The 14,474-nt window shown below is 61.4% G+C and carries 13 protein-coding genes; 5 read left to right on the forward strand and 8 right to left on the reverse strand.

The features are described from left to right. Positions 1–124 precede the first annotated feature (124 nt). The 4 genes from trkA to def are packed head-to-tail and all read right to left on the reverse strand — an operon-like array spanning position 125 to position 4,354. Positions 125–1,501, reverse strand: coding sequence for a Trk system potassium transporter TrkA (gene trkA / locus AC3IP0_RS00075; protein WP_008045725.1), 1,377 nt, complete (start codon positions 1,499–1,501; stop codon positions 125–127). Positions 1,502–1,523: 22 nt separating this feature from the next. Then, complete coding sequence (gene rsmB / locus AC3IP0_RS00080) at positions 1,524–2,834, reverse strand: 16S rRNA (cytosine(967)-C(5))-methyltransferase RsmB (protein ID WP_489326387.1); 1,311 nt, start codon at positions 2,832–2,834, stop codon at positions 1,524–1,526. Then, positions 2,831–3,790, reverse strand: a complete 960-nt coding sequence (fmt, locus tag AC3IP0_RS00085; RefSeq protein ID WP_489326388.1) for a methionyl-tRNA formyltransferase — start codon at positions 3,788–3,790, stop codon at positions 2,831–2,833. The genes rsmB and fmt overlap by 4 nt, the downstream gene beginning before the upstream one ends. Before the next feature lie 57 nt (positions 3,791–3,847). Continuing rightward, on the reverse strand, positions 3,848–4,354 hold the full coding sequence (gene def, locus AC3IP0_RS00090; protein ID WP_008045730.1) for a peptide deformylase: 507 nt from the start codon (positions 4,352–4,354) through the stop codon (positions 3,848–3,850). Between the two features lie 184 nt (positions 4,355–4,538). Between def and AC3IP0_RS00095 the strand changes: the two genes are divergently transcribed. From AC3IP0_RS00095 to tsaC, 3 genes are all read left to right on the forward strand, one after another. Beyond that, positions 4,539–5,363 (forward strand): peptidoglycan-binding protein, encoded by an 825-nt coding sequence (locus AC3IP0_RS00095; RefSeq protein WP_489317774.1) that lies wholly within the window; start codon positions 4,539–4,541, stop codon positions 5,361–5,363. Positions 5,364–5,444: 81 nt separating this feature from the next. Beyond that, on the forward strand, positions 5,445–6,551 hold the full coding sequence (dprA, locus tag AC3IP0_RS00100; RefSeq protein ID WP_489326390.1) for a DNA-processing protein DprA: 1,107 nt from the start codon (positions 5,445–5,447) through the stop codon (positions 6,549–6,551). Positions 6,552–6,605: 54 nt separating this feature from the next. Further along, a complete protein-coding gene (tsaC, locus tag AC3IP0_RS00105; protein WP_489317776.1) occupies positions 6,606–7,163 on the forward strand; it encodes an L-threonylcarbamoyladenylate synthase type 1 TsaC in 558 nt (185 codons plus the stop codon). Between the two features lie 98 nt (positions 7,164–7,261). Here tsaC and AC3IP0_RS00110 read toward each other — a convergent pair whose 3' ends face one another. Beyond that, a complete protein-coding gene (locus AC3IP0_RS00110; protein ID WP_489326392.1) occupies positions 7,262–8,239 on the reverse strand; it encodes an NADPH:quinone reductase in 978 nt (325 codons plus the stop codon). Between the two features lie 163 nt (positions 8,240–8,402). Between AC3IP0_RS00110 and hemF the strand changes: the two genes are divergently transcribed. Both hemF and aroE read left to right on the forward strand, forming a co-directional pair. Beyond that, entirely contained in the window at positions 8,403–9,317 is a 915-nt protein-coding gene (gene hemF, locus AC3IP0_RS00115) for an oxygen-dependent coproporphyrinogen oxidase (RefSeq protein WP_489326394.1), read from the forward strand. A 13-nt stretch (positions 9,318–9,330) separates the two neighbouring features. Next, positions 9,331–10,152: a shikimate dehydrogenase gene (gene aroE / locus AC3IP0_RS00120; RefSeq protein ID WP_489326395.1), complete on the forward strand. Its 822-nt coding sequence runs from the start codon at positions 9,331–9,333 to the stop codon at positions 10,150–10,152. Positions 10,153–10,230: 78 nt separating this feature from the next. Here aroE and AC3IP0_RS00125 read toward each other — a convergent pair whose 3' ends face one another. The 3 genes from AC3IP0_RS00125 to betC all read right to left on the reverse strand — a co-directional run bounded on the left by AC3IP0_RS00125 (position 10,231) and on the right by betC (position 14,402). Further along, entirely contained in the window at positions 10,231–11,799 is a 1,569-nt protein-coding gene (locus tag AC3IP0_RS00125; RefSeq protein WP_489317780.1) for a SulP family inorganic anion transporter, read from the reverse strand. Between the two features lie 151 nt (positions 11,800–11,950). Continuing rightward, the gene (gene choX, locus AC3IP0_RS00130; protein ID WP_489317781.1) at positions 11,951–12,871 is read right to left on the reverse strand and encodes a choline ABC transporter substrate-binding protein; all 921 of its coding nucleotides are present in this window, start codon (positions 12,869–12,871) and stop codon (positions 11,951–11,953) included. 16 nt (positions 12,872–12,887) lie between these two features. Further along, on the reverse strand, positions 12,888–14,402 hold the full coding sequence (gene betC, locus AC3IP0_RS00135; protein WP_489326397.1) for a choline-sulfatase: 1,515 nt from the start codon (positions 14,400–14,402) through the stop codon (positions 12,888–12,890). Positions 14,403–14,474 lie beyond the last annotated feature (72 nt).

Genomic DNA, 14,474 nt, shown 5'->3' on the forward strand with positions numbered 1-14,474 from the left:
GCTATCGCGAGCAAGCTCGCTCCCACAGTGGATCTTCAGAAACACAAATGCTGTGTACGACCGAGAACCCTGTGGGAGCGAGCTTGCTCGCGATGAGGCCAGCCTGATCACCAAAAAATCCGGATCAGAAGAAGCTCAACCCCACATGGAACAACTTCTCCACATCGCGAATATGCTTTTTATCCACAAGGAACAGAATCACATGGTCACCCGCTTCGATCACGGTGTCGTCGTGGGCGATGATCACTTCTTCGTCGCGGATAATCGCACCGATGGTGGTGCCCGGCGGCAGGCCGATGTTCTCGATGGCCTTGCCGATCACCTTGCTCGATTTCGCATCACCGTGGGCAATGGCCTCGATGGCCTCTGCCGCGCCCCGGCGCAGTGAGTGCACGCTGACGATGTCGCCCCGGCGCACGTGGGCCAGCAAGGTGCCGATGGTCGCCAGTTGCGGGCTGATGGCGATGTCGATGTCGCCGCCCTGGATCAGATCGACATAGGCCGGGTTGTTGATGATGGTCATCACCTTCTTCGCACCCAGGCGCTTGGCCAGCAGCGACGACATGATGTTGGCTTCGTCGTCGTTGGTCAGGGCCAGGAACAGGTCGGCGTCGGCGATGTTCTCTTCCATCAGCAGGTCGCGGTCCGAAGCACTGCCCTGCAACACCACCGTGCTGTCCAGTGTGTCGGAGAGATGACGGCAGCGTGCCGGGTTCATCTCGATGATTTTCACCTGATAACGGCTTTCGATGGCCTCGGCCAGACGCTCGCCGATCTGCCCGCCACCGGCGATGACGATGCGTTTATAGGTTTCGTCGAGACGGCGCATTTCGCTCATCACCGCGCGAATGTTCGCCTTGGCGGCGATGAAAAACACCTCGTCGTCGGCCTCGATCACCGTGTCGCCCTGGGGCAGGATCGGCCGGTCACGACGGAAAATCGCCGCGACGCGGGTTTCCACGTTCGGCATGTGCTCGCGCAACTGCCGCAGTTGCTGACCCACCAGCGGTCCGCCGTAGTAAGCCCGCACTGCCACCAGTTGCGCCTTGCCTTCGGCGAAGTCGATCACCTGCAACGCGCCGGGGTGCTGGATCAGGCGCTTGATGTAGTTGGTAACCACTTGTTCCGGGCTGATCAGCACGTCCACCGGAATCGCTTCGTTCTGGAACAGCTGCTCTTCGCGGGTCAGGTACGCGGCTTCGCGAACCCGGGCGATCTTGGTCGGGGTGTGGAACAGGGTGTGGGCGACCTGGCAGGCGACCATGTTGGTTTCGTCGCTATTGGTCACTGCGACCAGCATGTCGGCGTCATCGGCTCCGGCCTGGCGCAACACGGTCGGGAACGAGCCACGACCTTGTACCGTGCGGATGTCCAGGCGGTCACCAAGGTCGCGCAGGCGTTCGCCATCGGTGTCGACCACAGTAATATCGTTGGCTTCGCTGGCCAGGTGTTCCGCCAGCGAACCGCCGACCTGCCCTGCACCGAGGATGATGATTTTCATCCAGTCACTCCATTGAATCCATTTAACCGCGAGCGGCGGCGATCTTGATCAGCTTGGCGTAATAGAAACCATCGTGGCCACCTTCCTGGGCCAGTAACTGGCGACCATGGGGCTGCTTGATGCCGGCCGCCGTGGCGAGGTCCAGTTCCCGGGCACCCGGCGTGCGGGCGAGGAAGGCTTCGATGACTTCGGTGTTTTCGGTCGGCAGCGTGGAACAGGTGGCGTACAGCAGGATGCCCCCGACCTCCAGGGTTTTCCACATGGCATCGAGCAACTCGCCCTGCAGCAGCGCCAGCGCGGCGATGTCGTCGAGTTGGCGGGTCAACTTGATATCCGGGTGACGACGAATCACACCGGTAGCCGAGCATGGCGCGTCCAGCAGGATGCGCTGGAACGGCTTGCCGTCCCACCACGCCTGAGTGTCGCGGCCGTCGGCGGCAATCAGTTCGGCGCTGAGCTTCAGGCGTTCGAGGTTTTCCCGCACCCGTACCAGCCGCTTGGCTTCCAGGTCTACCGCCACGACGCCGGCCAGTTTTGGCTCGGCCTCGAGAATGTGGCAGGTCTTGCCACCTGGCGCACAGCAAGCGTCGAGCACTCGTTGACCGGGGGCCAGGTCGAGCAGATCGGCAGCCAGTTGCGCGGCTTCGTCCTGCACGCTGATCCAGCCCTCGGCGAAACCTGGCAGGCTGCGCACATCGGCGGCGGCGTCGAGCACGATACCGTCGCGGCTGTACACACATGCTGTGGCGGCGATTCCCGCGTCAGTCAGCAAACCGAGGTAGGTATCACGGCTGTGATGGCGACGGTTAACCCGCAGGATCATCGGCGGATGCGCGTTGTTGGCGGCGCAAATGGCTTCCCATTGCTCCGGCCAGAACGCTTTCAGGGATTTCTGCAGCCAGCGCGGGTGAGCGGTGCGCACCACCGGATCGCGCTCCAACTCGGCGAAAATCGTTTCGCTTTCGCGTTGAGCATTACGCAGCACAGCGTTGAGCAAGGCCTTCGCCCAGGGCTTTTTCAGCTTGTCGGCGCAACCGACGGTTTCACCAATGGCTGCATGGGCCGGGACGCGGGTGTAGAGCAGTTGATAGAGACCGACCAGCAACAGCGCCTCGACATCGGCGTCGGCGGCCTTGAACGGTTTCTGCAGCAGCTTGTCCGCCAGCGCCGACAAACGTGGCTGCCAGCGCGCGGTGCCGAATGCCAGGTCCTGAGTGAAACCGCGATCACGGCCCTCGACCTTGTCCAGTTGGGTGGGCAGCGAACTGTTGAGGGACGCTTTTCCGCTCAGGACAGCGGCGAGTGCTTTGGCGGCGGCCAGACGCGGATTCATTGAGCGTCCGCCACTTGACCGAGGACAGTGCCGGTGGCGAATTTCTCACGGCGGCTGTTGAACAGGTCGCTGAAGTTCAGCGCCTTGCCGCCGGGCAATTGCAGACGGGTCAGGCACAAGGCCTGCTCGCCGCAGGCGACGATCAGACCGTCCTTGCTGGCGCTAAGGATTTCACCCGGGGTGCCTTTGCCTTCAGCGAGGTTTGCGGCCAGCACTTTCAGGGCTTCGCCGTTCAAGGTGCTGTGGGTGATCGGCCACGGGTTGAAGGCACGGACCAGACGCTCCAGCTCAACCGCCGGGCGACTCCAGTCGATGCGTGCTTCGTCCTTGTTCAATTTGTGCGCATAGGTGGCCAGGCTGTCGTCCTGCACTTCGCCCTCCAGGGTTCCGGCGGCGAGGCCGGCAATCGCCTGGATCACGGCCGGCGGGCCCATTTCGGCCAGGCGATCGTGCAGGCTGCCGCCGGTGTCTTCGGCGCTGATCGGGGTGGCGACCTTGAGCAGCATCGGCCCGGTATCGAGACCGGCTTCCATGCGCATCACGGTCACGCCGCTTTCAGCGTCCCCCGCTTCCACGGCGCGCTGGATCGGCGCCGCACCACGCCAGCGTGGCAGCAGCGAGGCGTGGCTGTTGATGCAACCCAGGCGCGGAATATCCAGCACCACTTGCGGCAGGATCAGGCCGTAGGCGACCACCACCATCAAGTCCGGCTTCAGTGCAGCCAGTTCAGCCTGAGCATCTTCGTTGCGCAGGGTCGGCGGTTGCAGCACCGGGATACTGTTCTCTAGAGCAAGCTGCTTGACCGGGCTCGGCATCAGTTTTTGCCCGCGACCGGCCGGACGATCCGGTTGGGTGTAGACCGCGACGATCTCGTAAGGGCTGTCGAGCAGGGCCTTGAGGTGTTCGGCGGCGAATTCGGGGGTGCCGGCAAAGACGATGCGCAGTGGCTCAGTCATGGGTGACGTCTCTTGAAAAGAAAAAGGCTTGCCGCAGCAAGCCTTTGAAGATGGGCATCAGGCGTTCTGGCGATGAAGCTTTTCCAGTTTCTTCTTGATGCGGTCGCGTTTGAGCGTGGACAGGTAATCGACGAACAATTTGCCATTGAGGTGGTCGCATTCGTGCTGGATGCACACGGCGAGCAAATCTTCGGCGATCAGTTCGTAAGGCTGGCCGTCGCGGTCCAGTGCCTTGACCTTGACCCGTTGCGGGCGATCGACGTTTTCATAGAAGCCCGGCACCGACAGGCAGCCTTCCTGATACTGGCCCATCTCGTCGGTCAGGGGTTCGAACTCGGGGTTGATGAACACTCGCGGTTCGCTGCGGTCTTCGGAGAGGTCCATCACGACGATACGTTTGTGCACGTTGACCTGGGTAGCGGCGAGGCCGATGCCAGGCGCTTCATACATTGTTTCAAACATGTCGTCGACCAGCTGACGCACTTCGTCGTCCACTACGGCCACTGGTTTGGCGATAGTGCGCAGACGCGGATCAGGGAATTCGAGGATGTTTAAAATGGCCATAAGCTTGATTTGTGCACGTGTGAAGTAAGGTCGGGTCGATGGCCTGGCGGTCCGAAGATGCAGGCTACCGTTGTAAAACGTAGCTCCCTTTTGTTGACAAGCAAGTCTTGATAAGCAAGCAGGGAGCGAGCCTCTGACGGCTCTGGCGTTTCACGCGAACGTACATAATAAAGGGATTCACCGCATGAGGAAATCACTACTCGCCCTGCTGCTCCTGGCCTCGGCCGGTCTGGCGTACGGGCAAGTGCAACTTCGGGAAGATATTCCCACCATAAAGCTGTCGCCTCAGGTGCGCAGCAGTCCGGTGACCGAGGCTATCCCCGGCGTTGCGCTGAAATCGATCAACAGCTTTCTGCTAAGCAACCGCATCGTCGACAAGGCCGAGGATTTCGACAAGGCGCCTTACATCGTCGCTGGCGATGCCGAACGCGTGCTCAGCGGCGCGGGTGACCGCATCTTTGCCCGCGGCCATTTCGACCCGGCGCAACCGGCGTACGGCATCTTCCGCCAAGGCAAGGTCTACACCGATCCGCAGAGCAAGGAAATCCTGGGGATCAACGCCGACGACATCGGCGGCGGCGATGTCGTGGCGATCGAAGGTGACGTCGCCACCCTGGAGTTGCAGCGCACGACCCAGGAAGTCCGCCTCGGCGATCGCTTGTTCAGCGCTGAAGAGCATGCGATCAACTCGACCTTTACGCCCAGCGCACCGAGCCACGAAATCAACGGTTTGATCATCGATGTGCCGCGTGGGGTCACGCAGATTGGCGAGTTGGACGTGGTTACGCTGAACAAGGGGCAGCGCGACGGCCTGGCCGAAGGCAATCTGCTGGCGGTGATGAAGACCGGCGAAACCGTGCGGGACCGGATCACCGGTCAGCCGTTGAAAATTCCCGATGAGCGCGCCGGTCTGCTGATGGTTTTCCGTACCTACGACAAGCTCAGTTATGGGCTGGTGCTCAGCGCTTCGCGCTCGCTGTCGGTGATGGACAAGGTGCGAAATCCGTAAGAGTGCTTCACAAGTTACCAACAGAGTTATCCACAGCTTATTCCCGTTTGTACGGGTGCTTATTACGATCAAGGATGATCCATGTCGCTGCCTACTGTTACACCGGTTTCCCCCGCGGAACTGGAAGCTCGATTACGTCTGCACCGTTTGCCGGAACTCGGCCCGGCGCGTTTCAAGAAATTGCTCGAAGCCTTCGGCTCGGCATCCAAAGCCCTCAGTGCACCAGCCAGTGCCTGGCGCGCGCTGGGTTTGCCACTGGCCTGTTCCGAGGCCAGGCGTAGCACTGAGATCCGTGACGGCGCCAGTCATGCATTGGCCTGGCTGGAGCATCCGGCCCAGCATTTACTGATGTGGGACCAACCGGATTACCCGGCACTGCTGGCACAAATCAGCGATGCACCGCAGCTGTTATTTGTCGCGGGCGATCCGGGCATTCTGGAAAAACCACAACTGGCGATGGTCGGCAGCCGTCGCGCGTCCCGGCCAGGAATGGACACCGCTGCCGCGTTTTCCCGCAGTCTGGCCGGTGCCGGTTTTGTCATTACCAGCGGCCTGGCCCTGGGCATTGACGCCGCTGCGCACCAGGCCGCGCTCGACGTCGGCGGGCAAACGGTCGGTGTGCTCGGTACGGGGCTCGAGAAGTTTTATCCACAGCGAAATAGACGCCTTGCGGACGCCATGATCGAGTCGGGCAGCGCAGTGCTTTCGGAGTTTCCGCTGGATGCAGGTCCCAGCGCCGGCAACTTCCCCCGGCGCAACCGGATCATCAGTGGTTTGTCTCTCGGGGTGCTGGTGGTCGAAGCCAGTGTCGCCAGCGGTTCTCTGATCACCGCGAGGCTGGCGGCGGAACAGGGGCGCGAGGTGTTTGCGATGCCCGGGTCGATCCATCACCCCGGCGCCCGCGGCTGTCATCAGTTGATCCGGGACGGTGCGGTGCTGGTGGAAACCATCGAACATATCATCGAAGCCTTGCGCGGCTGGCAACGACTGTCGTTATCCACAGAAACCTGCACCCCTACGACGACTCACCCACTGCTGAAACTGCTGCATGCCGCGCCTCACACCAGTGAAGCGCTGGCCGAGGCAAGCGGCTGGGCCCTGCCGAAAGTGCTGGCGGCGTTGACGGAACTGGAAATGGATGGCCGCGCCGTGTGCGAAAGCGGGCGCTGGTTTGCGCGGGTGAGCTAGGTTTTATAAACAAGATCGGTAAACTGCGCAGAGCCTTATTCTGGAGTGTTTTTCATGGTCAACAGTTGGCGTGTGCAACAAGCCGCGCAAGCAATTCGCGCCGGGGCGGTGATTGCCTACCCAACCGAAGCAGTCTGGGGCCTGGGTTGCGACCCTTGGGACGAGGAAGCGGTGGAACGTCTGCTGCTGATCAAGGGCCGGTCTGTGGACAAGGGGCTGATTCTGGTCGCCGACAACATCCGTCAGTTCGATTTCCTCTTCGAAGACTTCCCCGAGTTGTGGATGGACCGCATGGCCAGCACCTGGCCGGGTCCGAACACTTGGCTGGTGCCGCACCAGAACCTGCTGCCGGAGTGGATTACCGGCGTGCATGAAACAGTGGCGCTGCGGGTCAGCGATCACCCGCAGGTGCGGGACTTGTGCGCGCTGGTCGGGCCGTTGGTGTCGACGTCGGCCAACCCGCAGGGACGCCCGGCAGCACGCACGCGGATTCGCGTCGAACAGTATTTCCGTGGCCAGGTGGATCTGGTGCTGGGTGGCAATCTGGGCGGGCGCAAGAACCCGAGCGTGATTCGTGATCTGGCCACCGGCAAGGTAGTGCGCCCGGACTGATACCGAGGTGTGCCCATCGCGAGCAGGCTCGCTCCCACATTGGGTCTGTGTCGAACACAAATCCCCTGTGGGAGCGAGCTTGCTCGCGATGGCGTCAGTCAGGGCAACAGAACAACTGAACCGGTCGTACGCCGAGCCGACAACTCGGTCTGCGCCTTCGCCGCGTCAGCCAGTGGATAACGCTGGCTGATATCCACGGTCAGCTTGCCGCTGATGATCATCTCGAACAACTCGTCGGCCATGCGTTGCAGGTTCTCGGCGTTGTTCGCATAAGTGCCCAGGGTTGGCCGGGTCACGTACAGCGAGCCTTTCCCCGCCAGGATCCCCAGGTTCACGCCGTCGACCGCGCCGGACGCATTGCCGAAACTCACCACCAGCCCACGCGGCGCGACGCTGTCGAGTGAGGTCAGCCAGGTGTCCTTGCCAACGCCGTCGTACACCACCGGGACTTTTTTGCCGTCGGTCAACTCCAGCACGCGCTGAGCGACGTTTTCATGGCTGTAGTCGATGGTCGCCCAGGCGCCGTTGGCCTTGGCCAGCGCGGCTTTCTCCGCCGAGCTGACAGTGCCGATCAACTTGACGCCCAAGGCCCTGGCCCATTGGCAGGCCAGGGAACCGACCCCGCCGGCCGCGGCATGGAGCAGGATGGTTTCGCCACCCTTGAGTTCATAAGTCTGACGCAGCAGGTACTGCACGGTCAGGCCCTTGAGCATCACGCCGGCGGCCTGTTCGAAGCTGATGGCGTCCGGCAGTTTCACCAGATTGGCCTCGGGCAAGACGTGAACTTCGCTGTAGGCGCCCAGAGGGCCGCTGCCATAGGCCACGCGATCGCCGATCTTGAAGCGAGTCACGTCGCTGCCCACCGCCTCGACCACGCCGGCACCCTCTGAACCGACACCCGACGGCAGGGACGGCGGTGGATACAAACCGCTGCGGTAATAGGTGTCGATGAAGTTCAGGCCGATGGCCTTGTTGGTCACGCGTACTTCCTTCGGACCGGGCTCGGCGGGTTCATAATCCACGTATTCGAGCACTTCGGGGCCGCCATGGGCGCGGAACTGGATACGCTTTGCCATCAGAACTCTCCATAGGTCGTTTTACCAAGCTCCCTATCGGACTCCTAAGCTTGATCTTCGTCAACTGCGACGGGGTGACTTGCGATGGTATGCTACGCGCCCATTTGCGCAGGCTGAGCTCCAATGGAGCGCCGCGTTGTTTTGCCCGATTCAAGGTGATGACATGACGACCCGCACCGAGGCCGTAAAAGCCTACCTGCTCGACCTGCAAGACCGTATTTGCGCCGCTCTGGAAGCCGAAGACGGTGGCACGCAATTCGTCGAAGACGCCTGGACCAGGCCGGCGGGCGGTGGCGGTCGCACCCGTGTGATAGAAAACGGCGCGGTGATTGAAAAGGGCGGCGTCAACTTTTCCCATGTCTTTGGCAGCGGTCTTCCACCGTCTGCCAGCGCTCATCGACCGGAACTGGCCGGCCGTGGCTTCGAAGCCCTCGGCGTGTCGCTGGTGATTCACCCGCACAACCCGCACGTGCCGACTTCCCACGCCAACGTGCGTTTTTTTATCGCGGAAAAAGAAGGTGAAGAACCGGTCTGGTGGTTTGGCGGCGGCTTCGACCTGACCCCGTATTACGGCAACGAAGAAGACTGCATCCACTGGCACCGCGTCGCCGAGCAGGCCTGTGCGCCGTTCGGCCCGGACGTCTACCCGCGTTACAAGGCCTGGTGCGACAGCTACTTCCACATCAAGCATCGTCACGAGCCACGTGGCATCGGTGGCCTGTTTTTCGACGACCTGAACGAGTGGGATTTCGACACCAGCTTCGCCTTCATGCGGGCCATAGGCGACGCGTACATCGACGCTTACCTGCCGATCGTGCAGCGCCGCAAGAACGATGCGTTCACCGCCCGGCAGCGTGAGTTCCAGGAGTACCGCCGAGGCCGCTACGTTGAATTCAACCTGGTCTACGACCGCGGCACGCTGTTCGGCCTGCAATCGGGTGGGCGTACCGAGTCGATCTTGATGTCGCTGCCGCCGCAAGTGCGCTGGGGTTACGACTGGAAGGCCGAGCCTGGCAGCGAAGAAGCGCGCCTGACCGAGTACTTCCTGCAAGACCGCGATTGGTTGGCCGAAGCCTGAACGAGGAATACTGATGGACCGTTATGTCGTATTCGGTAACCCGATTGGCCACAGCAAGTCGCCGTTGATCCATCGCCTGTTCGCCGAGCAGACCGCGCAAAAGCTGGACTACAACACGCTGCTGGCGCCACTCGACGACTTTTCCACCTGTGCCCGGACGTTTTTCCTCGAGGGACGCGGCGCCAATGTGACGGTGCCGTTCAAGGAAGAGGCCTATCGGCTGGCGAACAGCCTGACGGCGCGGGCGCAACGGGCCGGAGCGGTGAACACCCTGAGCAAACTGGCCGATGGCAGTCTGCTGGGCGACAACACCGACGGTGCCGGGCTGGTGCGCGACCTGACGGTCAACGCCGGATTCAGCCTCAAGGGCAAACGCATCCTGCTGCTCGGTGCCGGCGGCGCGGTGCGCGGTGCTTTGGAGCCCTTGCTGGCCGAGCAACCGGCATCGGTGATCATCGCCAACCGCACGGTGGAAAAGGCCGAGTTGCTGGCGGAACTGTTCTGCGATCTTGGGCCGGTCTCGGCCAGCGGTTATGACTGGTTGCGGGAGTCGGTGGACCTGATCATCAACGCGACCTCCGCGAGCCTGACAGGTGATGTACCGCCGATTGCTGCCAGCCTGATCGAACCGGGCAAAACGGTGTGCTACGACATGATGTACGGCAAGGAGCCGACCTCGTTCTGCCGCTGGGCCAGCGAACACGGGGCTGCCGTGGCGATGGATGGCTTGGGGATGCTGGCCGAGCAAGCGGCGGAAGCGTTTTTCCTGTGGCGCGGAGTGCGGCCGGATACGGTGCCGGTGTTGGCTGAACTTCGCCGGCAGTTGGCCCTTTAAAGTCAAAAGATCGCAGCCTTCGGCAGCTCCTACTGGCGATCACACAACCCGTAGGAGCTGCCGAAGGCTGCGATCTCTTTAATCTTCAAACCGGATCGGGCATTTTTCCGCCCCTTCCAGCTTCCTCAGTTCTTCCACCACCTGCGGTCGGGCCCGGCGCAAGGTCAGGCTGCGGTCCTGGCGAAGCAGGCGCCGCGCTTCCTGGTGCAGCATTTCCACCCCTGAATAGTCGATGAAGTTGATCTGCTGCGCCTCGATCACCACGCGCGCGCCGTGCATGCGTTGCAGGCGCACTTGCAGGTAATGGCTGGCGCCGAAAAAGATCGAGCCCCCTACCCGCAGAATGTCTTCCTCGCCATCTCGCACATGCTGCACCCGTGGTTGCGATGTGCGCTTGAGGTAGAAAAAAAGCGAGGCCAACACGCCAGCGTAGATCGCCGTTTGCAATTCCAGCAGCAGCGTGGCGACGCAGGTCAGCGCCATGACCACGAACTCAGCGCGGCTGACCCGCAACAACGCGCGAATGCCGCGATGGTCCACCAGTCCCCAGGCGATCAACAGAATGCTGCCGGCCATGGCCGGAATCGGGATGTGCGCGATCAGGCTCGCGCCGAAGATCGCAAACAGCGCCACCCACAATGCCGAAAAAATCCCGGCCAGCGGCGAACAGGCCCCTGCTTCGTAACTCAGGCCTGAGCGAGTGAAAGAGCCGGCTGACAGCGATCCAGAAAAAAACGCACCGACGATATTCGACAGACCTTGGGCACGAACTTCCTGATTCGCGTCGAGTAATTGCTGCGAACGTGCGGAGATCGAGCGGGCAATCGACAGGCTGGTGACCAGTCCGAGCATACCGACCGCCACCGCGCTGGGCAGCAGGCGCAGGATCAAATCAAGATCCAGCGGCAACGGACTGAAAGGCGGCAGCTTGCCGGTGAAGGCGCTGACCAGTTGCACATGGCTGAACATTGATGGCCAGAGCCAGACCAGCAAGCCGCCGAGAACCAGGGTGATCAACAGTGTCGGCCAGCGTGGCAGCAGCAGCTTGAGGATCACGCCAACCACCACCGTCGCCAGCCCCAGCGCCAGCGAAGGTTTATCGATTTCGCCGAGATGGCGCAACAAGGTGATGAAACTATCCAGCGCGGTGGCCTGGCTAGGTAAGTCCAGCCCCAGCAGGTTAGGTAATTGACCGATGGCAATCACCACGGCGGCACCCAGGGTGAAGCCGAGTACCACCGAGTGCGAGACGAAATTCACCAGGGCGCCAAACCGCAGCAATCCCAGCAGCCACTGAAAGAGGCCGGCAAGAAACGTCAGCAACAGGATCAACATGACGTAGTCCTGCGACGCTGGAACAGCCAGAGGACTGACGCTGGCGTACAAGACAATGGAGATGGCCGCCGTAGGACCGCAGATCAAATGCCACGACGAGCCCCAGAGACAAGCGATCAATACCGGGATGATTGCCGCGTAAAGGCCGTATTCCGGCGGCAGGCCGGCAATCAGTGCGTAGGCAATGGATTGCGGCAACGCGAGAATCGCGCCACTGAGGCCGACAATCAGGTCACGACCGACACTGGCGCGGGTTTGCCGGGGTAGCCAGGTGAGGAAGGGGAAGAGTGAATGGCGGCTTGGCAGGGCCATGGGGCCTCTCGGTGAATGACTGTAAATGCGTCAGGGTGGTGTGTCAGAGGTAATGGCGCAAGGGCATAAATCGATTCGCGAGCAGGCTCGCTCCCACAGGGACTGCGCGGACCTGTGGGAGCGAGCCTGCTCGCGAAGGCGTTCTTGAACCTTAAAGCTTGGCTTTGACCGCCGACAAAGCATCCTTGCCATCCACGGTCTTCACCCCATCGAGCCACTTGTCCAGCACTGCCGGGTTGGCCTTGATCCACGCCTTGGCCGCGTCGGCATTGCTGACTTTCTTGTTCACCACCTCGGCCATGATGCTGTTTTCCATCTCCTGAGTGAAATTCAGGTTGGTCAGCAGTTTGCCGACGTTCGGGCAGGCCTGTGCATAACCTTTGCGGGTCAGGGTATGCACGCTGCCGGTGTCGCCGAAGTATTTCTCGCCACCCTTCAGATAGTGCATTTTCAGCTGCACGTTCATCGGGTGCGGGGTCCAGCCGAGGAAGGTCACGAATTTCTGTTTTTTCACCGCGCGGGACACTTCTGCCAGCATTGCCTGCTCGCTGGATTCGACCAGTTTCCACTGGCCCATGTCGAAATCGTTTTTCTTGATGATCTCTTGCAGCGAGATGTTCGCCGGCGCGCCGGAACCGATGCCGTAGATCTTGCGGTCGAACTTGTCGGCGTATTTGTTCAGGTCAGCAAAGTCATGCACACCCGCGTTCCACACATAGTCCGGAACGGCGAGGGTGAATTCGGTGCCGTCGAGGTTCTTCGCCAATTGGGTGACATCGCCGTTGGCGACGAACTTGTCATAGAAGCCCTGCTGCGCCGGCATCCAGTTACCCAGGAACACATCGACCTGGCCATCCTTGAGCCCGCCAAAGGTGATCGGCACTGCGAGGGTGTCGACCTTGGCCTTGTAGCCCATGCCGTCCAGCAGAAACCCGGTGATGGCATTGGTCGCGGCGATGTCGCTCCAGCCCGGGTCGGCCATCTTCACCGTCTCGCAACTCTGATCGGCAAACGCCGATGCACTGCCCAGAGCCAGGAGCCCGACCGTCAGTACTGTGGATAACCTTTGCATGGACTTCCCCTTAACATTATTGGTTTTGGCAGGGTTGTGGATAACGCGCTTTACGCTCCAGATCGTCGAGGTCGATGTGGTTGCGCATGTACTGCTGACTGGCGTCCACCAGCGGCTGGTGATCCCAGCTCTTCAGCTTGCCGAGGGTCAGCGCCTCGGCCACGAAACGTCGGCGCCGCTGGCTGGCGAGCACCTGCTGGTGAATCGCCGGGATGTTCCATTTGGTCCGCGCTTCGGCGAGAAAATCGTCGAAAAGCTGGCGATGTTGCGGCGAATGGCTGAGTTCTTCCAGTTCGCGAGGGTCATTCTGTACATCGAAGAGAAGGCAAGGGTCATCTTCGCTGTAGATGAATTTGTAGGCACCGCGGCGGATCATCATCAACGGACTGATGGTGCCTTCGGCCATGTATTCACCGAACACCTCGTCGTGACCGCCCTGCCCTTGCAGGTGCGGGACCAGCGAGCGGCCGTCCAGCGGCAAGCCCGGTTCCAGCGAGCCGCCGGCCAATTCAACAAACGTTGGCAACAGGTCCGCCGTGGAGACACTGGCGCTGACCCGGCCGGCGCCGAACTGCCCCGGTGCGCTGATCAGCAGCGGCACCCGTGCGGCCATTTCATACCAGTGCATTTTGTACCAGAGGCCGCGCTCGCCGAGCATGTCGCCGTGGTCACCGGAAAACACGATGATGGTGTCATCGATCAGCCCGGTATCCTCGAGGGTTTGCAGGAGTTTGCCGACGTTGCCGTCGATATAGCTGCACGCGCCGAAATAGGCACGGCGGGCATCGCGGATCTTATCCACAGGCAGCGGCTTGTCCCACAGGTCGTAAACCTTGAGCAAACGCTGGGAGTGTGGATCGAGTGAATGCGGATCCGGGGTTGTGGGCAATGGAATGTTGGCGTCGTCGTACAAATCCCAGAAAGCCTTGGGAATGGTGTACGGATCGTGTGGGTGAGTCATCGAAACGGTCAGGCAGAACGGCTGATCGCCATCCTCGCGGATATGGTCGAACAGGTATTGCTGAGCCTTGAACACCACCTCTTCATCGAAATCCAGCTGGTTGGTGCGCACGCACGGCCCGGCTTGCAGCACCGACGACATGTTGTGATACCAGGTCGGCCGCACGTACGGTTCATCCCAGTTCACCGCCCAGCCGTAGTCGGCCGGGTAAATGTCACTGGTCAGGCGTTCTTCGTAGCCATGCAACTGGTCCGGGCCGCAGAAATGCATCTTGCCCGACAGGGCGGTGCGGTAGCCGAGGCGGCGCAGGTAGTGGGCGTAGGTCGGTACGTCGGCGGGGAAATCGGCGGCGTTGTCGTAGGCGCCGATCTTGCTCGGCAACTGGCCGCTGACCAGGGTGAAACGCGACGGCGCGCACAGGGGGCTGTTGCAATAAGCCGAGTCGAACACCACGCCTTGTGCGGCGAGGCGGCTGAGATAAGGCAGTTTGATGGGCGATGGGCCGTAGAACGGCAACATTGGCGCGGCCATTTGATCGGCCATGATGAAAAGAATGTTCTTGCGCTTCATGTGATCGCGGCATTCCATAGTGGATGTTTATGCGAGAGTGCTGGCTTCGAGAATGAAACCCTCGCACCTTGC

The sequence above is a fragment of the Pseudomonas sp. GL_103 genome, assembly GCF_057835175.1.

What these genes read in the sequence shown, in the direction of transcription:
- trkA (WP_008045725.1), bottom strand. Translation starts at nt 1,501, where the DNA reads ATGAAAATCATCATCCTCGGTGCAGGGCAGGTCGGCGGTTCGCTGGCG.
- rsmB (WP_489326387.1), bottom strand. Translation starts at nt 2,834, where the DNA reads ATGAATCCGCGTCTGGCCGCCGCCAAAGCACTCGCCGCTGTCCTGAGC.
- fmt (WP_489326388.1), bottom strand. Translation starts at nt 3,790, where the DNA reads ATGACTGAGCCACTGCGCATCGTCTTTGCCGGCACCCCCGAATTCGCC.
- def (WP_008045730.1), bottom strand. Translation starts at nt 4,354, where the DNA reads ATGGCCATTTTAAACATCCTCGAATTCCCTGATCCGCGTCTGCGCACT.
- AC3IP0_RS00095 (WP_489317774.1), top strand. Translation starts at nt 4,539, where the DNA reads ATGAGGAAATCACTACTCGCCCTGCTGCTCCTGGCCTCGGCCGGTCTG.
- dprA (WP_489326390.1), top strand. Translation starts at nt 5,445, where the DNA reads ATGTCGCTGCCTACTGTTACACCGGTTTCCCCCGCGGAACTGGAAGCT.
- tsaC (WP_489317776.1), top strand. Translation starts at nt 6,606, where the DNA reads ATGGTCAACAGTTGGCGTGTGCAACAAGCCGCGCAAGCAATTCGCGCC.
- AC3IP0_RS00110 (WP_489326392.1), bottom strand. Translation starts at nt 8,239, where the DNA reads ATGGCAAAGCGTATCCAGTTCCGCGCCCATGGCGGCCCCGAAGTGCTC.
- hemF (WP_489326394.1), top strand. Translation starts at nt 8,403, where the DNA reads ATGACGACCCGCACCGAGGCCGTAAAAGCCTACCTGCTCGACCTGCAA.
- aroE (WP_489326395.1), top strand. Translation starts at nt 9,331, where the DNA reads ATGGACCGTTATGTCGTATTCGGTAACCCGATTGGCCACAGCAAGTCG.
- AC3IP0_RS00125 (WP_489317780.1), bottom strand. Translation starts at nt 11,799, where the DNA reads ATGGCCCTGCCAAGCCGCCATTCACTCTTCCCCTTCCTCACCTGGCTA.
- choX (WP_489317781.1), bottom strand. Translation starts at nt 12,871, where the DNA reads ATGCAAAGGTTATCCACAGTACTGACGGTCGGGCTCCTGGCTCTGGGC.
- betC (WP_489326397.1), bottom strand. Translation starts at nt 14,402, where the DNA reads ATGAAGCGCAAGAACATTCTTTTCATCATGGCCGATCAAATGGCCGCG.